14 protein-coding genes are annotated in these 19,480 nt (G+C 44.9%); 5 read left to right on the top strand and 9 right to left on the bottom strand.

Annotated features, from left to right (window positions below; all coding sequences use genetic code 11):
* Positions 1–303 precede the first annotated feature (303 nt).
* Positions 304–2,871, bottom strand: coding sequence for a TonB-dependent siderophore receptor (locus EYS00_RS04080; RefSeq protein WP_130635287.1), 2,568 nt, complete (start codon positions 2,869–2,871; stop codon positions 304–306).
* A 296-nt stretch (positions 2,872–3,167) separates the two neighbouring features.
* Positions 3,168–3,518, bottom strand: a complete 351-nt coding sequence (locus EYS00_RS04085; protein WP_130635288.1) for a Grx4 family monothiol glutaredoxin — start codon at positions 3,516–3,518, stop codon at positions 3,168–3,170.
* 453 nt (positions 3,519–3,971) lie between these two features.
* On the opposite strand from EYS00_RS04085, the gene sodB reads away from it, so the two are divergent.
* The 4 genes from sodB to EYS00_RS04105 all read left to right on the top strand — a co-directional run bounded on the left by sodB (position 3,972) and on the right by EYS00_RS04105 (position 9,557).
* Positions 3,972–4,553 (top strand): superoxide dismutase [Fe], encoded by a 582-nt coding sequence (sodB, locus tag EYS00_RS04090; protein WP_130635289.1) that lies wholly within the window; start codon positions 3,972–3,974, stop codon positions 4,551–4,553.
* Positions 4,554–4,780: 227 nt separating this feature from the next.
* Entirely contained in the window at positions 4,781–6,703 is a 1,923-nt protein-coding gene (locus EYS00_RS04095; protein ID WP_130635290.1) for a PrkA family serine protein kinase, read from the top strand.
* Positions 6,704–6,742: 39 nt separating this feature from the next.
* Positions 6,743–8,029: a YeaH/YhbH family protein gene (locus tag EYS00_RS04100; RefSeq protein ID WP_130635291.1), complete on the top strand. Its 1,287-nt coding sequence runs from the start codon at positions 6,743–6,745 to the stop codon at positions 8,027–8,029.
* Position 8,030: 1 nt separating this feature from the next.
* Entirely contained in the window at positions 8,031–9,557 is a 1,527-nt protein-coding gene (locus tag EYS00_RS04105; protein ID WP_130635292.1) for a SpoVR family protein, read from the top strand.
* Positions 9,558–9,753: 196 nt separating this feature from the next.
* Here the strand turns inward: EYS00_RS04105 and EYS00_RS04110 are convergent, their stop codons facing one another.
* From EYS00_RS04110 to prmB, 3 genes are all read right to left on the bottom strand, one after another.
* Positions 9,754–10,917 carry an MFS transporter gene (locus EYS00_RS04110; RefSeq protein ID WP_130635293.1) on the bottom strand — a complete coding sequence of 388 codons (1,164 nt, stop codon included), beginning with the start codon at positions 10,915–10,917 and terminating at the stop codon, positions 9,754–9,756.
* Between the two features lie 72 nt (positions 10,918–10,989).
* Positions 10,990–12,087, bottom strand: coding sequence for a chorismate synthase (aroC, locus tag EYS00_RS04115; protein WP_130635294.1), 1,098 nt, complete (start codon positions 12,085–12,087; stop codon positions 10,990–10,992).
* 9 nt (positions 12,088–12,096) lie between these two features.
* Positions 12,097–13,032: a 50S ribosomal protein L3 N(5)-glutamine methyltransferase gene (prmB, locus tag EYS00_RS04120; RefSeq protein ID WP_130635295.1), complete on the bottom strand. Its 936-nt coding sequence runs from the start codon at positions 13,030–13,032 to the stop codon at positions 12,097–12,099.
* Positions 13,033–13,149: 117 nt separating this feature from the next.
* Here prmB and smrB point away from each other — a divergent pair, with 117 nt between their 5' ends.
* Complete coding sequence (smrB, locus tag EYS00_RS04125) at positions 13,150–13,710, top strand: endonuclease SmrB (protein WP_373995556.1); 561 nt, start codon at positions 13,150–13,152, stop codon at positions 13,708–13,710.
* A 4-nt stretch (positions 13,711–13,714) separates the two neighbouring features.
* Here smrB and EYS00_RS04130 read toward each other — a convergent pair whose 3' ends face one another.
* From EYS00_RS04130 to EYS00_RS04145, 4 genes are all read right to left on the bottom strand, one after another.
* Entirely contained in the window at positions 13,715–13,840 is a 126-nt protein-coding gene (locus EYS00_RS04130; RefSeq protein ID WP_130635297.1) for a DUF3149 domain-containing protein, read from the bottom strand.
* Positions 13,841–14,128: 288 nt separating this feature from the next.
* Complete coding sequence (locus tag EYS00_RS04135) at positions 14,129–14,767, bottom strand: hypothetical protein (protein WP_130635298.1); 639 nt, start codon at positions 14,765–14,767, stop codon at positions 14,129–14,131.
* Positions 14,768–14,836: 69 nt separating this feature from the next.
* Positions 14,837–16,435: a glutamate--cysteine ligase gene (gene gshA, locus EYS00_RS04140; RefSeq protein WP_373995555.1), complete on the bottom strand. Its 1,599-nt coding sequence runs from the start codon at positions 16,433–16,435 to the stop codon at positions 14,837–14,839.
* A gap of 62 nt (positions 16,436–16,497) precedes the next feature.
* Positions 16,498–19,341 carry a pitrilysin family protein gene (locus EYS00_RS04145; protein WP_130635300.1) on the bottom strand — a complete coding sequence of 948 codons (2,844 nt, stop codon included), beginning with the start codon at positions 19,339–19,341 and terminating at the stop codon, positions 16,498–16,500.
* Positions 19,342–19,480 lie beyond the last annotated feature (139 nt).

Raw genomic sequence — 19,480 nt, forward strand, 5'->3', positions numbered from 1 at the left:
AATACAACTGTTTATAATGTCTTACACTTTTCCACATCATGCCATTTAAGAAGGCATAGTGCATCTCTATATTGTATAAAAGGGGGCAAATGCTTAACCCTAGTCAATCAAGCATATCAGCTTCGTTGAGAGGAACTAACAGACTTTTTACTGCACGCCGTAAAAGTACGTCCCTGTGGGCTCGGCTTCGGCATCCATGCCTCAGACGGCTGTAAAAAGCCCATTACTTCCTCTCGTAAACCAATCACTTTGCTTCACTGAATGGGGTTAAGCAAATGCCCCCTTTACGTCAGGTTTCCTAAATTAGAAGGTGTAAACACCTCGCAGGTAATAGAAACCACCATTGATCCCGATAGGAGACGTTGTCGGGTACAATGAACCTGCAATACCTTTCCATTCTGTATTTTCGTCAGGGTATTCATCAAACGCGTTCTTCGCACCAACCGTCACTGTAAGTGCATCGGATACGTTATAAGCTGCTTCTAAGTCAACAGTAAACTCAGAACCCACCTGTTCAATCGGCAAGCCAGAATCTAGGTGATCTTCGAAGATGCTACCGTAGTAATTCAAGCGAGCTAGGAAACGCCAGTCACCATTAGTATGGTTAGCTGTAGCACTGTAACGCACCGCTGGTAGGTTGTTTTCAAGCATTCGAATACGAGCAGCTGAAATATTTTCTGACGCTTGGTCTACCGTAGTTGACGTCCAGTTGTAGGCCAACGAGAACTTGGTTTCACCGCCCAACATATCCATTGAATAGTTGGCAACTACGTCAACACCTTCAGTGGTGGTATCGAAGTCGTTGGTGAAGAAGCTAATTTCAGAGAAGCTCGATGCATCGTTGATGCCTTGCGCCAACAAGGTTGCAATATCTTCTTCCGTCAACGCGATACCAGAGGCCGTACTAAGACGATCAGTTAGCTCAATATTGTAGTAATCTACCGTCAAGAACACACCGCTATCAAAGTCAGCTACCACACCAAACGTAATGCTTTCAGACTCTTCAGGTGTTAACTGCTCACCACCTTTCAACTGAGATACTGGATCAGTTGGCGGCAGTGTTGCACGGTCAATCAGCTTGCCGTCGGTACCGAACGCTGTTGTTACGTTGCGAACGTTACTTTGACCAAGGGTGGGTGCCTTAAAGCCAGTTGAGAACGCACCACGGAACGCAATGTTTTCTAGTGCTTGCCAACGGAAAGCAATTTTTCCTTTAGTAGTATTACCAAAATCAGAGAAATCTTCGTAACGCAACGCACCCGCAAGCATAAAGGTTTCGGTGATGTAAGCTTCTGCATCAAGGTAAAGCGCTATGTTATGACGTGATACTAAACCTTGGCTGTTTGGTGCAAGGCCAGGGAAACCATTCGAACCAATACCAAAGCCTTGTGTCGCTAATGGACCGATTTCGTAAGACGCTGTGTCTCCCGCAATGCTCTCATAAGACTCGTGGCGATATTGGAATCCACCAGCAACAAACAACGGCTCGAACAAACCAACATCAAATGGTTTTGCAAGGTCTAGGTCGAAGGTTTGTTCAGACTGGATATATTTACCCGGGCTGAATTCCATCGGAGTGTCTGGACCAAGAGACGGGTTGATTGTGTTGCGAATAGCAAAATCAATCTCGTTACGTCCCAAGTTTACACTGACATCGTAAGTGACTTCGTTATCTAGCTCACCTTTGGTACCGAATACCAAAGACATATCGGTAACCGTTCCACCAAAGCGAGGTGTAAAGCCACCCGGAAGCATTTCATTAAACGCGAAGCAGTCTGGATTGTTTGCTACTTCATCGATGTAGCGCTGATTGGTCAATACATTGTCACCAACAACGATATCGGTAGGGCAGTTTCCAGACATATCGCCTGTTAGATCGCCAACAAGTAATAGTTGTTCACCAGCATCATTGGTGCCACCGTCGTTCACACCACCACGGTTATGTGGGTTACGGAAGTAAAAGCCACCTTCAACTTCACGCTCTGCATAGTTACCAAACAGATAAGCTTCGCTGCTCTCAGATAGGGTTAGCCCTAAGTTTGCGAATAGTTTGATGTCATCTTTAATTTCTGGCGACCCCCAGATTTGCGCTGGATCAGCTACGTTCGTGTTACCGTTAGCGATAAGCCCTGCTGCATCATCGCGCTGAACGCTTCGAGACGTATCATCAGCAGTACGATATTCAGCCGATAAGTTAATAAAGCCATTTTCAGATAACGGCATGCCGATGTTACCTGAAAGCTGGATTGTGTCGCCATCACCTTCGTAGTAGCTACCGTAACGGGCTTCGAACGAGCCGCCTTCAGAGGCATCGTTTAATACAAAGTTGATTACCCCTGCAATGGCATCAGAGCCGTACTGAGCCGCCGCACCATCACGCAGAACTTCCACTTGCTTTAATGCAGACGCAGGAATAACAGAAATATCTGGGCCTTGAGCACCATCAGACAAACCACCGCCGAGGAAGGTAATTACCGCTGAACGGTGACGGCGTTTACCATTAACTAACACTAGTGTGTGATCCGATGCCATACCACGCAGGTTAGCTGGGCGGACTAATGTAGATGCATCGTTGATTGGTTGATCGTTAACGTTTAACGAAGGAACTACCGTTTGTAGCATAGATACCATGTCGGTAGAGCCCTGACTTTTGAACTCTTCATTTGAAATGATATCGATGGGTACAGCAGATTCTGCAACTGAACGAGGCGCTGCACGGGTACCAACAACAGCAATTTGTTCATAGTCTTCTGCGCTTTCGGTTTGCGCATCTTGTGCGTGTGCAGGCGCCATCGTTATAACCGACAACGCTGCTGACGCTGCAAGTACACCACGCACTTGTTTTGTCACACGAGTAAGAGAGGTTTTCATAGTGGTTTCCTGAATATGGTTTCGCCATTTCACACCTCATTGTTCAGTGCTTAAATGACGTAATTTTTTACTTATAGTTTCCTTCAACGCTGACATTAAACCGCCGTCAGCCATCGAGTTTATAAGTTGTAAACCACTAAAAAACAAACGGTTTATGCAAAATAAAAAATATATTTTCAACCCGTAGAGGATTTTAATTTCTAGCTTGTCTATTAGTATTTGGCGAGGAAAAATTGAAGAGAATAACGAGGGAAATTAATCAAAAAAGCCGACTTAAAGCCGGCTTTTCAATCGTTTTATTCTTCGCTAGCGTTTTTCGCTGCGGTTTCTTTAATAAGGGGTTGTAACTCACCTTGTTGGAACATTTCCAAGATAATATCGCAGCCGCCCACCAGCTCACCGTCAACCCACAATTGTGGAAACGTTGGCCAGTTCGCATATTTTGGTAACTCGGCGCGAATGTCTGGGTTTTGTAGAATATCTACATAAGCAAATGGTTCGCCGCACGACATTAGCGCTTGAGACGCCTGTGCAGAGAAGCCACAACTTGGAAGCTTAGGTGAACCCTTCATATAGAGAAGAATCGCGTTTTCTTCAATTTGCTGTTGGATGCGTTCAACCGTTGTTTGATTTTCAGTATTTTCCATGGGGTTCTCTCTGTGAATCTAATCTAGGATCTTGCCATACTCGATGGTCTGCTATATTGGGGTGAGACAGTAAAACTTCAAGAGCTGTGTATGAAACTCTTATTTATCGAGGTAATTACACATTACACTTTGATATACGAGAATCGTGTACACCTTGGGTCACCCACTATATTCTAAAAAAGAATTATCTTGCTCAGGATAGTGATCGTAATTTCACTTTTCACATTATCTACAAGATAGCTTATGCTTTGCCAGTATTTTGTTGTCACAGAAAGCACTGCCTTTATTAAATTTTTCACATTATTGTCATTGAGTTATCTGATTGTGACCATACATTGTGAATCAGAGTAAAGAAATGTCGTGTAAGTAGCCAATCATTGATTACCTTTGTTTTCCCTCAGGCAGAGAACATCGAATACGACAGATAATTATTTAACAAACACGGAGACCGTTATGGCTTTTGAACTACCAGCGTTACCTTACGAGAAAAATGCTCTAGAACCGCATATCTCTTCTGAGACTTTGGAATTCCACTATGGTAAGCACCATGCAACTTACGTTACTAAGTTGAACGGTCTTATTGAAGGTACTGATCTAGAAAGCAAAAGCCTAGAAGAAATCGTTAAGTCTTCTGAAGGCGGCGTTTTCAACAATGCAGCGCAAATCTGGAACCACACTTTCTATTGGCACAGCCTTAGCCCGAATGGTGGTGGTGAGCCAACTGGCGCACTAGCTGATGCAATCAGCGCGAAATGGGGTTCTTTTGCTGATTTCCAAGCAGCATTCAACGACAAAGCTGTGAACAACTTCGGCTCAAGCTGGACGTGGTTAGTAAAAACTGCAGACGGCAGCCTAGACATTGTTAACACAAGTAACGCTGCAACACCGATCACTGAAGAAGGTGTTACTCCACTACTTACTGTTGATTTGTGGGAACACGCTTACTACATCGACTACCGCAATGCTCGTCCTAAGTACCTAGAAAACTTCTGGGCACTTGCCAACTGGGCATTTGCTAGCGAAAACTTCGCATAAGCGACACGCTAAAATAGATTTTAAAACCCATCTTCGGATGGGTTTTTTTATGAGGCGTAAAAAATTATTAATTTTGTTATGCCTTTGAGACATAACCCTCCGAAAAAGTTCACTTTTTCAATAGACCAAATGCCACGACACTATTCTAAAGTAGACTAACAATCCCTCTACTTTTCGAAAAAAACAACTACGCTTAAATTACGGGCTTCCGTTTTTTCGAGGTATTCATGGGCATTTTCGAGCATTACCAAAGTCGTTACGAGGAACGTAAACAAGAAGAATTCACTATCCAAGAGTTTTTGGACATTTGTAAGTCAGATCCTATGGCTTACGCTAGTGCACCTGAACGTTTACTCAAAGCCATTGGCGAACCTGAACTAGTTGACACCGCCAACGACCCGGCACTAAGTCGTATATTTTCCAACCGCGTCATTTCCCGCTATCCGGCATTCAGCGAATTTTATGGCATGGAAGAAGCCATTGAACAAATTGTTTCGTATTTGCGACACGCGGCACAAGGGTTAGAGGAGAAGAAACAAATCCTCTATCTCCTCGGTCCTGTGGGCGGTGGTAAATCTTCACTAGCAGAGCGTTTAAAAGAGCTCATGCAAAATGTACCGATTTACATACTCAAAGACTCCCCAGTTAACGACCATCCCTTCTGTTTATTCGATCCGAATGAAGACGGTCATATTCTCGAGAAAGAGTATAAAATTCCCAAGCGCTACTTGAAGACCATCATGTCTCCGTGGGTCAGAAAGCGTCTGCATGAATACAATGGTGATATATCCAAGTTCAGAGTAGTGCGAGTTTATCCTTCAGTACTTGACCAAGTTGGAATTGCTAAAACTGAACCGGGTGATGAAAATAATCAGGATATTTCATCACTTGTCGGTAAAGTCGATATCCGACGATTAGAACAATTCGCACAGAACGACCCCGATGCCTACAGCTATTCTGGCTCTTTGTGTAAGGCAAATCAGGGGTTGATGGAGTTCGTAGAAATGTTTAAAGCGCCAATTAAGGTGCTTCACCCACTGCTCACAGCAACTCAAGAAGGGAATTACAATCCAACGGAGGGCTTTTCTGCCCTGCCCTACGACGGCGTTATTCTTGCCCACTCTAACGAATCCGAGTGGCAGTCTTTCAGGAATAATAAAAACAATGAGGCATTCCTAGACCGAGTGTACATAGTAAAAGTGCCTTATTGCTTGCGTGTTAGCGAAGAAATTCGAATCTATCGCAAACTGCTCGATTCGAGCGAGCTTAACGGCTCTCCCTGCGCACCAGACACGTTAGAGTGTTTGGCCCAGTTCAGTGTGCTATCCAGACTCAAAGCACCTGAAAATTCGAGCATCTACTCGAAAATGCGCGTGTACGACGGTGAAAGTCTCAAAGACACCGATCCTAAAGCCAAGTCATACCAAGAGTATCGTGACTATGCTGGGGTTGATGAGGGCATGGAAGGGCTTTCTACCCGCTTTGCCTTTAAGATCCTCTCTCGAGTTTTCAACTTTGACTATCAAGAAGTGGCGGCCAACCCCGTTCATCTATTCTATGTACTAGAACGTCAAATTGAGCGAGAACAGTTCCCACAAGACGTCACTGACAGTTATTTGGAGTTCCTCAAGGGTTATCTGATTCCGCGCTATGTAGAGTTCATTGGCAAAGAAATTCAGACTGCATATCTCGAGTCGTACTCAGAATATGGTCAGAATCTCTTTGACCGCTATGTCACTTATGCTGACTTTTGGATTCAAGATCAAGAGTATCGGGATCCAGAAACCGGACAGCTGTTTGATCGAGCGTCATTAAACGCTGAGCTTGAAAAAACAGAAAAACCTGCAGGCATAAGCAATCCTAAAGACTTCAGGAACGAAATCGTCAACTTTGTGCTTCGCGCACGGGCAAACAATGGCGGTACGAATCCTTCTTGGACCAGCTATGAGAAGCTGCGTACTGTGATTGAGAAGAAGATGTTTTCCAATACTGAAGACTTGCTACCTGTCATTTCCTTTAACACCAAAGGTTCCGCCGAGGAACAGAAAAAGCACGATGACTTCGTGAATCGGATGCAAGAAAAAGGCTATACACAAAAACAAGTACGCTTGTTGTGTGAATGGTACTTACGCGTACGAAAAGCGTCGTAGTGGCATCGTGATAATGTGTAGTTCAACTAGCAGGTGTTTATGGCGCATTTTATTGACAGACGACTTAACAGCAAGGGCAAGAGTACTGTAAATCGACAGCGCTTTATAAAGCGATACAAGCAGCAAATAAAGCGCGCCGTTTCTGATGCAGTGGGTAAACGTTCAGTCACTGACTTAGAAACTGGCGAGCAAGTCAGTATTCCAACCCGTGACATCTCCGAGCCTGTGTTTCACACAGGCAAAGGGGGTAAACGCGATATTGTACACCCGGGCAATGACCAATTTACCCAAGGTGACCGAATCGACCGTCCCCCAGGAGGCGCTGGTCAAGGGGGTGGACAAGGTAAAGCCAGCGATAAGGGAGAAGGTGAAGACGACTTTGTGTTCTCAATATCAAAAGACGAATATCTCGACTTACTATTCGACGACCTCGCTTTACCCAATTTAAGAAAAACTCAATTCAATAAAGTAGAGCAATACGAGACTTACCGAGCGGGCTATCAAACCGATGGCGTACCCAGTAACTTGGACATTGTTCGTTCTCTTACAGGCTCTATGGCGCGCAAAATGGCCCTTACGGGGTCAGATAAACGCAAACTTAGAGAGCTTGAAGCGCGGCGCCAAGCGCTCATCGATAGCCCTTTAGAAAATACGCTAGAGATTAATAGCCTCGATAAAGAGATAGAAGAACTTAAAGCAAAGATAGCGCGAGTTCCCTTTATTGATACCTTTGATTTGCGTTTTCGCAATTACGCCAAGCGTCCAGTACCCTCAAGCAAGGCTGTAATGTTCTGTTTAATGGATGTTTCAGGCTCAATGGATCAAGCCACTAAAGATATGGCAAAGCGCTTTTACATTCTGCTTTACCTATTTTTGACCCGAACCTACAAAAATGTGGAGGTGGTTTATATTCGCCATCACACTCAAGCCAAGGAAGTAGACGAGCAGGAGTTTTTCTACTCTCAAGAAACGGGCGGTACTATCGTCTCAAGTGCATTGCACTTAATGAAAGAGATAGTAAACGAACGCTACACAGGCAGCGATTGGAATATCTATGCCGCACAGGCCTCTGATGGCGATAACTGGGCAGATGATTCACCACAATGCAGCTCACTGTTAACCAAAGACATACTGCCCCATTGTCGCTACTACGCCTATATCGAGATCACCGACCGTCAGCATCAGAGTTTATGGCGGGAATACGATAAAGTGGCAGCTACCCACGAGAATTTAGTATGCAAAGAAATTAAGTCACAAGACGATATTTACCCCGTGTTTAGAGAGCTCTTCCGCCGCTCAGAAGAAACCATTACTTCGGGAGACTAATATGTCTGATTCCACCGCAAAGAAGTTCACTATGTTGAGTGATGGTCCCGATTGGACGTTCCCTCTTCTTACCCAGTACGAGCAAGAAATCGATCGTATTGCCCGTAATTTCGGACTGGATATCTACCCCAACCAAATTGAAGTGATTACTGCCGAGCAAATGATGGATGCTTACGCCAGTATTGGAATGCCCATCAACTACACCCATTGGTCTTTTGGGAAAAAGTTTATTCAAACCGAGCAGCAATACCGTCGCGGACAAATGGGGTTAGCGTACGAAATTGTCATCAACTCTGACCCGTGCATTGCCTATTTGATGGAGGAGAACACCATCACTATGCAGGCATTGGTCATGGCACATGCGTGTTATGGGCACAACTCGTTTTTCAAAGGTAACTACCTCTTTCAAACTTGGACTGACGCAAGTTCCATCATTGATTATTTAGTCTTTGCTAAATCATACATCGCGAAATGTGAGCAAAAGTATGGTTATGAGGAGGTTGAGAACATTCTCGATTCTTGCCACGCGTTGATGAATTATGGTGTTGACCGTTACAAACGCCCACAAAAAATCTCATTGCAGGAAGAACGTCATCGCCAAGAACAGCGAGAGAAATACCTTCAATCTCAAGTCAATGAACTATGGCGCACGCTACCCGACAACCATAAAAGTAAAGCGCCCTCTCAGCGGCGCTTTCCCGCAGAGCCGCAAGAGAACTTGCTCTATTTTATCGAAAAAAATGCGCCTTTGCTTGAACCCTGGCAACGGGAACTAGTTCGTATTGTGAGAAAAGTGTCGCAATATTTTTACCCTCAAAAACAAACACAGGTGATGAACGAGGGCTGGGCGTGTTTTTGGCACTATCACATACTTAACCAGATGTACGATGAAGGTTTGGTGAGTGACAGGTTCATGATGGAGTTTCTTCACAGTCACAGTAGCGTGGTAATGCAGCCCGAGTACAACAGCCCTTATTATTCGGGCATTAACCCCTACGCTCTCGGCTTTAACATGTTCATGGATATCAAACGGGTTTGCCAGGAGCCCACAGAGGAAGACTACGCATTCTTACCTAGTGTGGCAGGCAAAGACTGGCTGGAAACCGTGCACTTTGCAATGAAGAACTTTAAAGATGAAAGCTTCATTAGCCAGTTCCTTTCACCCAAACTAATAAGAGACTTCAAACTCTTTGCCCTAGAAGATGATACAGACAAACCCTTCATTAGTGTGAGTGCGATACACGATGAAGCTGGCTACCACACCATACGAGAGAAGCTCTCTGCTCAGTACAATTTGAGCAACCTAGAGCCGAACATTCAAGTATACAACGTAGATGTACGAGGAGACCGTTCACTCACCCTCAGATATACACCGCAAAATGGTATTCCGCTAGCAGATTCCAAAGACGAAGTAATGCGCCACCTTCACAGGCTATGGAAATTCGATGTAAAACTGGAGCAAGAAACTGCCTCTGGTGACGTCACTCTATTAGCTCAATGCAAACGCGGTGAAAAAGAAGCGAGCTGAGGAGCGCTTTGGCGCTAGTAGGTTATCTTGACAACGCTGAGAGGGAGCTAGGGACTGTTTACTGCACGCCGTAAACACGTCCGTGTGGGCTCGGCTTCGGCATCCCTGCCGAAGACGGCTGTAAACAGTCCCTAGCTCCCTCTCGAATACACCAATACAACGGCTCGGTAGATTTACCGGGTTACCAAAGCGCTCTTCAACTCGTAGCTTCAAACTCTTGTTTTTTACACAATAGTAGCGCAACAGCACCTATCATTGAGAACGCAGCAGCTGTGGCAAAGGTTTCGTAGGCATTGGTGCCTTGCATCCATTGCTGACCTGCTAGGTAGTTTCCAAACGCACCGCCAAAGCCAAATGCGACACTGATGTAAACCGCCTGTCCTCGACTGTGATATTGGGCAGGTAAGTACTGATGAATAAAGTGTACCGACACGGCATGTGTTAATCCAAAGCTCAAAGCATGTATTAACTGGCTGAGTACTATCACCCAAAAGAATCCGGCAAAATCTGCAAGCAAATACCATCTAGCCGCTGTGAGTATCAGGCAGGCAAACAGTAAATTCCACACGCCAATGGTTTTGATTAAGCGCTGGGCAATAAGGAAGATCCCTACTTCGGCGAGTACGCCAAGGGCAATAAATACCCCCGTTTGCTGACCAGAGTAGCCAAGGTCGCGCATATACAACGAGAAGAAACCGTAAAACGCACCAAAACTTATTTGTAAGCAAGCAGATGCAAAGATAAACACCATAAACGGGCGTTGCTTAGCATACTGCCAAATGCTACCAGCGTGCTTGACGGCAGCTTTGGGTTTTACCGGTACGTTGATAAATAGCGTTGCTATGGCTAGCAGTAGCAATACGATAACACTGACATAAATCGGTGTTTCAGTATTAAAGACGTCCAAAGCCTTACCGACGATGAGGGTGAGACAAATAAACCCCACACTCCCCCACAGCCGTATTTGACCATAATTGAATCTTGAGTGAAGTACAGACTGCATGGTTATCACTTCCAACTGGGGCAATACTGCAGTCCAAAACATCATCATCAAACCAAACGAGAGGGTTAATCCCCAAAAGCTATCGAACCAAAACACCGTGCCAAAGGTGGCGACAGTTAAAAAGCAGCCAAGCCGTAATACACCTACCGTATTACCCGTTTTATCTGCAATACCTGCCCACAGGCCAGGCCCTAGAATTCTTGAAAGAGTGATGATGGCGAACAGCTCGCCTATTTGCTCAGAGGAAAAGCCTCTACCATCCAGGAATATGCCTAGATAAGGCACGATGACGCCAAGCTGACCAAAATAAAGCCAGTAGACAATGGTGAGGACAAATAGTGAACGAGTATTAGACACGAGGTCTCCAAAAAGCAAAAAAGGTAACAAGCCGAAGCGTGCTACCTTTTGATAAGACGTCGGCTAAGGCAGTTAAAAACTGCCTGGAATTACGGGTGTTGTTGAAAGTACATTGTTGTTTTGCGCACGATGACGCAGTAAGTGATCCATCAGTACAATAGCCAGCATGGATTCAGCAATCGGTACTGCGCGAATACCAACACACGGATCATGGCGACCTTTAGTTACTATGTCGATCGACTCACCGTCTTTGTTAATCGTTTTACCCGGGACCGAAATACTCGATGTTGGCTTTAACGCCATGTGCACGACTAAGTCTTGCCCTGTAGAAATTCCGCCCAATACACCACCCGCATGATTTGAAGCAAAACCTTGTGGTGTCAACGTATCTCGATGTTCACTGCCTTTTTGCTCAACAACATCAAAACCGTCGCCAATTTCAACACCTTTAACCGCATTAATACCCATCATGGCGTGAGCGATATCTGCATCTAATCGGTCAAACACGGGTTCACCGAGCCCAACCGGCACTTGTGTAGCTACAACAGACACCTTAGCACCGATACTATCGCCACTTTTCTTTAGGTCGCGCATGTATTGATCGAGTGCTTCAAGCTTGGAACTATCTGGGCAAAAGAAAGGGTTAGTATTAGTCACCGAGTGATCTACAGTCTCAACCGAAATCGGCCCTAGCTGTGACAAATAGCCATGAATTTCAATGCCGTGAACTTGTTTCAGATACTTTTTCGCAATACCACCAGCAGCGACACGAATAGCCGTTTCGCGCGCAGAAGATCTACCGCCACCGCGATAATCTCGTGTGCCGTACTTCTGCTCGTAGGTATAGTCGGCGTGACCAGGGCGAAATCTGTCGGCTATGTTCGAATAGTCTTTACTACGCTGGTCTTTATTTTTAATTAAAAGACCAATACTCGTACCTGTAGTTTTACCTTCAAACACACCCGACAAAATCTGCACTTCGTCATCTTCGCGACGGGCCGTGGTATAACGTGATGTGCCCGGTTTACGGCGGTCTAAATCACCTTGCATATCTTCTTCGCAAAGCTCAAGTCCTGGAGGGCAACCATCTACAACACCACCAATCGCGATGCCGTGGCTTTCCCCAAAGGTTGTGACTGTAAACAGTTTTCCGAAACTATTTCCTGACATAATGTGGCATTAATCCTTATTTTCAAAATAAGCAACTAGGGTTGCTCGTTGTACTGCAAATATACCCTGTCCACCGTGCTCGAATGCGATCCAGGTAACATCTAATCCAGGGAATCGGGTTGCCATATGCACTTCGCTGTTACCCACTTCAACAAAAAGCCAACCTTGCTCGGCTAGGTAGTTTGGCGCTTCCCGAAGCATAATATCAACAAGGTCTAGACCATCATTACCAGCAGCTAGCGCGAGCTCCGGCTCATGATGATACTCGTCCGGTAAGTCAGCCATATCTTCGGCGTCGACATACGGCGGATTTGAAACTATTAGATCGTACTTCTGACCCGTTAAACTCGAGAATAAATCTGACTCAATAGGATAAACTCTGTGGCTCAACTGGTGCTCTTGAATATTGAAGTCTGCAACTTCTAACGCATCGGCGCTAATATCTACCGCATCGACAGTCGCTTCATCAAAGGTATGGGCCAGTGCAATGGCAATACATCCACCGCCAGTACACATATCAAGAATTGCTTTTGGGGGCTCTGTGATAAATGCTGAGAACTGCTTTTGAATAAGCTCAGCAAAAGGTGAGCGAGGAATAAGCACTCGCTCGTCAACATAAAACGGGAAACCACAGAACCAAGCTTCATTGGTTATGTAAGGCAGTGGCATACGAGTTTGCACCCGCTTTAATACTAATTCGGCGATTTTTTCTCGTTCGCTGCGAGTCAGCTTGGCAGCAGAAATACCCTGCGAACTGTCAGCAATCAAAGAGTGAGGTAAATGCAAGGCTTGTGAAACCAGGCTCATGCCCTCGTCCCACGCGTTGTCTGTACCGTGACCAAAGTAGAGCGCTGCGTCATTGAATCGACTTGCCGCCCATCGCACCATATCAAGTATGGTATGCAAATCGTCTATGGCTTCTTCAAGGTAAAACTTATCGGTCATGGTGCTTTAGTACATCGAGCTTAATAAAGCTGGTATCATACCGAAAGTTAGCGCTCGCACCCAAGTTAATTTGTACGCTTATTCAGAATGAAAGCATTTAAAAAAGAACTAAAAGCCATGAAGCAAAAAGAGCAACCCGTTGAAGAAGCGTCGGATGCATCGTTTGCTGAATTAATGTCGGGAGTCAAACCCCTCAATCAAGATAAAATTGAACCTGACAAATCAGTGGCTTTAAATGACAAAAAGCAGCGTTCAGGGCGCAGAGACTCCCCACACAATAAGCAGTTGGCAGCAACGTTTTCTTTTTCAGACATGTATCAAGCGGCACTGCCAACAGAAGGGCCCATGCGATATTGCAGTGAGGGGGTTCCAACCCACACATTGAAGCAGCTAAGGCGGGGAGATTACTCTCCGGAGATGATGCTTGATTTACACGGTCTTACTCGCGAACTAGCAAAAGGCGAAATTGCGGCGTTGATTCACGCTGCACAAAAAGCGCATATCGATTGCGTTAGCATTATGCATGGATTTGGCGAGGGCGTATTAAAAGCCGCACTCCCGCATTACCTAGTGCAGCACCCCAGTGTTAAAGCCTTTCACCAGGCACCGCTCGAATATGGCGGACAAGCGGCTTTGCTAGTACTTATAGATATTCCCACCAACAAAGAAAAACGTTAACCGTCTATTTTGTATCGTCGGCACTGTTATGCATGAACAAATATGTGTAGTAGCCCATCATTACCACGATAATAAAGATACCTAACAAAGAGCCCCACACAACTGGGTCAGCAAGCATATTCATAAACATAATCATTCTCCTGTTTCGTTATGTTTATCATTTTATGCCTTACTGAGTTTGTAGTTATGATCCAGATCAATCCACGGAATCCCGCACAGGATAAGGCATTCAAGAGTTGATCTACGTCAATGGAATACAGAGATGAGAAAGTATTTTGGAGAAACTAGAAAATACTTATTGCAAATGAGAATGATTTGCAATAAATTAAATCTTGCCTGTTCGACGTTAGGTAAAAAACGGTCTTGGCTTGGCGTCGTCGAAGGGGTAAACGCCCGTTTGCCCCTTCTTTTTTCGTTGTTAATCAAACAATCCAAAGAACCATCCGCTCTTTAGATCCTCTTCACAAGTTTTCAACTGACTTGCGTAACGTAACGAGCGATCTTTCACCTTCTGTGCAACGTCTTTTAACCAAGGTTTAGCGTTGTAAGATTTACGGCGATATCCCCCCCACCCTTCATGGTAGTTAAGATATTGCGCGTAGGCATCCCACTTAGAGACACCATTGACCTTGTTTGATTTATAGATAAACCAGCCCATGAAGTCGATAGCATCATCAAAGTCGTCTCTATCAGCACCTCGGTTACCCGTTTCTCGGATGTAATCTTCCCAGGTGGGAGTTTTAGCCTGAGAATATCCGTAGGCTGACGATACGCGCCCCCAAGGAATTAAACCAAAAAAGACATAATCCCGTGGCGGTAAGGCATCATGACGAAACGAGCTTTCTTGGTACATCATTGCCATTGGCACATGAATGGGTACTCCCCATTTATCCCTCGCATCAGCGGCAGCATCATACCAATCAGACTTTTCATGAAAGATATCGCATAAATTACTGGCGTTTTTCGGAGGTGATGTAGCGCATCCTGCGATGAACAGTAAGAATAGCGCGACAAAAATCGATGAAAAAATATGCGATTCTTTGAACTTTCTTAACATTTCATTATCCAACTCTATGTTCTAGTAAAGTGTGTGTTTCCCTGGAACCCTTTTTATGCCTGACGCCCGTCAGGCATTTTTTTTAGCTGGCGCTTCGTTAAAGTAATCTCGAATAAAGGTGTCAAAGTCGACAGTGTCTTCACTCTCTACCTTTTTCTGAGCCTCTATAGATGCAATAGCTTGTGCCTTAAACGCCTCTGAATCCGTATAGTTATACTCCGACTCTGCAATTGACACTTTATACGCAGATGCCAAATTTAACCCTAGGTTGCCGTTATCAATATCGTCAGCAAGTAAGGTTGAAAGCATTCTGCCAGATGGCGTAAGAGAAGGATCCTCTACTTTTTTCCACTCGCTTTTCACTGCTTCAGAGTATCGATGTGTACTATGAGCGTCATCGAGCAACTTTGCTACCTCGGTGAAGCGTGCGAAGAGTTGTTTAGCCCAGTCTATCAATCCGATGTCACTACCGCCGCTAGACAAGCTTAATCCGGGTTTACGACCTTCCAACACCACGGTATTCATGTTGTCTTTTGCTTCTTGCAATTGGGAGGCATCAAGCTCTGCGCTTGGGATAACTAAACAACTGAGTAGAAATACATCTAAAAAGTCACACTGCCCTTGGTTAATACCCAAAGGTGAATATGGGTCAACGTCCAATGCTCTTACTTCTATGTAACTCACACCACGACGGACGAGTGCATCACTCGGCTTTTCCATCGAATTTGTGGGCTGCTTAGGGCGAATTGGCGAGTAAAGCTCATTTTCAATTTGAATAATGTGTTTACTCAACTGCTGATAATGTCCCCCTTCACCCGCACTGAACTTGCTAAACCGCTCTGACGGGGTCTCCATTGCAGTACGCAATAGACGAACGTAATTATCAATGTGGTTGTAGCAAATTTTTAATGAGGATTGCTCATCGCTGGTGTATCCCAAATCACTCATGCGGAGTGAAGTGGCATAAGGCATGTAATATGTCCCTTTACCTACCTTTTTGAATGGTAATGCATGAGGTTTACCCTCTAAAAAGGAGCCACATAGCGCGGGGGAAGCACCGTATAAGTAAGGAATTAACCAACAAAAACGTCGATAGTTTCTGATTAGTGCAAAATAGTCTTCTGATGTTTGGTCTTGGGTAGGATTTTTGCCGTGTAACTCGGCCCAAAGTGACCAAAATGACTCTGGTAACGAGAAGTTAAAATGCACACCAGATATCGCTTGCATCATACTGCCATAACGGTTTTTTAATCCAGTACGATACACACGCTTCATTTTTCCAACATTTGACTCGCCGTAATAGGCAATAGGAATATCTGCTTCATTCTCGATAAAGCAAGGCATACTCAATGGCCAAAGCTGTTCTTCGTCCATATTTTCCAACACAAACTTATGAACATCATGAAGCTGGGCAAGTGTCTTTTGTGACGACGCTTCAGGAGGTGTAATGAACTCGAGAAGTGACTCAGAGTAGTCCGTAGTTATAGACTCATGGGACAGCGCTGAGCCAAATGCAGCGGGGTGAGGTTTTTGTGAAATCTCACCATTGGGCTGTATACGCAACGCCTCTCGCTCTACACCACGCTTTATCTGCGTTAGTGTCGTCAAAAACGACTGACTCTGCAACGCACTTATGCGCTTTTCGAAAGTATCTGATTGTGCAGTCAAAATTGTGTTCCAAGCTTTGTTTGTAGCCCTGTTATGGGCATAGTCTTGTCTAAATTCAAGTTTTAGTTAAGGCGGTTAGCTTCGTTAGTCGCTAAATCGAACTCGAAAATCGGGATACCTAACGACTCAAGCTGTTCCATTACCATGGTTTTGTCACCCACTACGATTAACTGTAACGATTCTAGGTCTAGATACTGCTTTGCTAACGCATCCAACTGCGCCTTCGAAATGTTTTGTATGATATCAATTTGCGTAGCTCGATAATCGTTCGGCAAATTGTAACTTAACAGCTGTCGAAGGAATCGCGCTTTGCTCGTCGGTGTCTCATAGTCTAACGCATCACCTAAGGTATACGCATTGCGCATAAACTCGATTTCTTGTTCACTGACCCCATGGTCGCGATAATTTCTGATTTCATCCATCATTTCATTAATACCGAGAGCAGTCTCAGCGCCGGTAATATCAGATGCTGCCTCAAACCAACCCAGCGTTTTGCCACCAATAAACGCACTATTGGCGCCGTAAGTAATACCTTTATCTTCACGCAAATTAAGGTTGATTCGGCTGTTGAACGCTCCCCCTAATGGGAAATTCATTAAACGGGTTTTAAAGTGGTCACCCGTCGCGTCAAATGGCAGGCTTCTATCCACCATATAAACCACAGACTGAACCGCTCCTGGGCTATCTACGAAGAAAATTTGTTGTTCGCTGTATTCTGGGAAAGGATTGTAATCATCAAATTCGTAATCTTGACCTTCCCATAGATTCAAGAAACCTATAGCGTCAATCATTTCATCTTGAGACAAATTACCAACGGCAACCACACTCGCTTTTGCCGGCGAATAATAGGTTGCATAAAATGCTTTAACATCTTCTAGCGTAATATTCGAAATAGTTTCTAATGTACCATCGCTAGGCAAGGCTACGCGGTTGTCGTCGCCAAACAACACAATATCTCTTACCCGGCGAGCAATACTATCTGGTGTTTTAGATTCTTGCTGCTTGCCCTGAAGCACTCTTTCACGCATGCGATTAAAGTCACTCTCTAAGAAAGCAGGATTAAAAAGTTTTTCCTCAACCAACGCCAACGTTTGTTCAAGGTGTTTGGTGAGTGAAGAAACGTAGATTTGTGTATGACGTCCGGATGTGCTTACGCGGATAGCACTGCCCAACTTTGCCAATTCACTGGCCATCGCCTCATTGGTGTAGTTTACCGTTGATTCATTCATCATGAGTGCTGTTAAACTGGCAGTACCCGCCTTATCAATGGGCTCTACTAACATGCCGCCATCTAAGCTGATTGTCAGCGTTACCGTTGGAGTCTCGTCAGAGGTCACCCCCAAGACAGTCATTCCATTGTCTAAATCACTTTTCCAATACGACGGTACATTCACCACAGGCGCAGCGCCGGCTTGCGGCATAACACTTCGATCAAAAGAAGACGCCGGACTTGAAAAGTCTCCACTCACCTCATCACTGTAATCCGGTAAGGTGCGAACAGGGCGGTCAAAGGTTTGTTCAGCTGCTGCGATTTGTGCTTGCCCTTCAGGCACCACACTCAATACAACACCCTTCCCATTCTTAATGTATGTCTCGTAAACACGCATGACATCTTCAGCGGTCACCGCGTTATAACGTTCTATATCTTGCGCAATTAAATCGGGCTCCTGATGAAAAGTCTGATTAGCAGCTAAAGCAGAGACTTTTCCTGCCACACTTTGAAGGCCAAATACTGTAGATGCCTCAATACTTCCTTTGGTACGCGCTAAATCATCCGCAGTGACACCGCGCGATTCAAACTCGGTTAGCGTATTTTGAATAACTGTTTGCACGCTAGATAATGACGTCACCACACTAGGATTAGCTAACGCAAGGAGTTGAAATTCACACGCTAGTTCTCTGCACGGATGCGACACCACCGCTTGCACTGCCATCCCCTCTTTGACGAGGTTTTTGTAAAACAAAGAGGTTTTCCCACCTCCCAATATATCGGCTAGTACATCGAGTGGAGCTTCATCTGGATGACGGGCGTACACCGTTGGATAAGCTAATTGAAGAAGCGGCAAGTGAATATTATCTTCAAGGGTAACGTATCTGTCTTCTGCCAGTGTTACCGTTGCAGGCTCAGGTTCGTCCACCGCAGGCCCCATAGGTATTTCGCCAAAATACTTGACAATCAGCGCTTTGGTTTTTTCTACATCAATATCGCCACCAATGGTTAACACCGCATTATTCGGCCCATACCATCGCTTGAAGAAAGCTTTTAAATCTTCCACATTGACTCTGTCGAGGTCTTCCACGTAGCCGATGGTCATCCAAGAGTATGGGTGTCCCTCTGGGTACAAAGCTTCACCAATGACTTCATGGCGCAGTCCATAAGGTTGATTGTCTACTCGCTGAGCACGCTCGTTTTTTACGGTTTCTCTTTGATTCTCGAATTTCTCTTGATCAACGGCGTCGAGTAAGAAGCCCATGCGATCAGATTCAAGCCAAAGCACTTTTTCTAGCTGATTCGCTGGTACTGTTTGATAATAATTCGTTCTGTCGGTATTAGTAGTGCCGTTTAAACTTCCACCTGACTCGGTAATAATTTGAAAGTGCGCCTCGTCAGCAACGTGTTTTGATCCTTGAAACATCATATGCTCAAAAAAGTGAGCAAACCCAGATTTACCGATATCCTCTCGCGCAGATCCTACGTGGTAAGTGACATCTACGTGAACCAGAGGATCCGAAGAGTCCTCATGCAAAATAACGGTAAGTCCGTTTGGAAGTGTGTACTTTTCGTAGGCAATAGAAACAAGATTAGCATCAACTTCAACAACATCTTTATCAAGATTGTGACAGGCATTTAAGCCAAAAAGCGCAGCAAAAGAAACGCAAAGGGCGCGGGTCAGGCTTACTGACATTTTTATTCCTTATTTTGTACGGCTAAAACGCTATGTTGGTAGGGAAAACAAGACATAGGTTTTTTGGGTGTTAGCGAAGACTAACAGACTTTTTCAAGCTTTACTTCCTTTCACTTGCTATCATTGTGTAAAATTGTAT

The organism is Alteromonas sp. KUL49, from assembly GCF_006538345.1.
Classification (GTDB): domain Bacteria; phylum Pseudomonadota; class Gammaproteobacteria; order Enterobacterales; family Alteromonadaceae; genus Alteromonas.

What these genes read in the sequence shown, in the direction of transcription:
- EYS00_RS04080 (WP_130635287.1), bottom strand. Translation starts at nt 2,871, where the DNA reads ATGAAAACCTCTCTTACTCGTGTGACAAAACAAGTGCGTGGTGTACTT.
- EYS00_RS04085 (WP_130635288.1), bottom strand. Translation starts at nt 3,518, where the DNA reads ATGGAAAATACTGAAAATCAAACAACGGTTGAACGCATCCAACAGCAA.
- sodB (WP_130635289.1), top strand. Translation starts at nt 3,972, where the DNA reads ATGGCTTTTGAACTACCAGCGTTACCTTACGAGAAAAATGCTCTAGAA.
- EYS00_RS04095 (WP_130635290.1), top strand. Translation starts at nt 4,781, where the DNA reads ATGGGCATTTTCGAGCATTACCAAAGTCGTTACGAGGAACGTAAACAA.
- EYS00_RS04100 (WP_130635291.1), top strand. Translation starts at nt 6,743, where the DNA reads ATGGCGCATTTTATTGACAGACGACTTAACAGCAAGGGCAAGAGTACT.
- EYS00_RS04105 (WP_130635292.1), top strand. Translation starts at nt 8,031, where the DNA reads ATGTCTGATTCCACCGCAAAGAAGTTCACTATGTTGAGTGATGGTCCC.
- aroC (WP_130635294.1), bottom strand. Translation starts at nt 12,087, where the DNA reads ATGTCAGGAAATAGTTTCGGAAAACTGTTTACAGTCACAACCTTTGGG.
- prmB (WP_130635295.1), bottom strand. Translation starts at nt 13,032, where the DNA reads ATGACCGATAAGTTTTACCTTGAAGAAGCCATAGACGATTTGCATACC.
- smrB (WP_373995556.1), top strand. Translation starts at nt 13,150, where the DNA reads ATGAAGCAAAAAGAGCAACCCGTTGAAGAAGCGTCGGATGCATCGTTT.
- EYS00_RS04130 (WP_130635297.1), bottom strand. Translation starts at nt 13,840, where the DNA reads ATGTTTATGAATATGCTTGCTGACCCAGTTGTGTGGGGCTCTTTGTTA.
- EYS00_RS04135 (WP_130635298.1), bottom strand. Translation starts at nt 14,767, where the DNA reads ATGTTAAGAAAGTTCAAAGAATCGCATATTTTTTCATCGATTTTTGTC.
- EYS00_RS04145 (WP_130635300.1), bottom strand. Translation starts at nt 19,341, where the DNA reads ATGTCAGTAAGCCTGACCCGCGCCCTTTGCGTTTCTTTTGCTGCGCTT.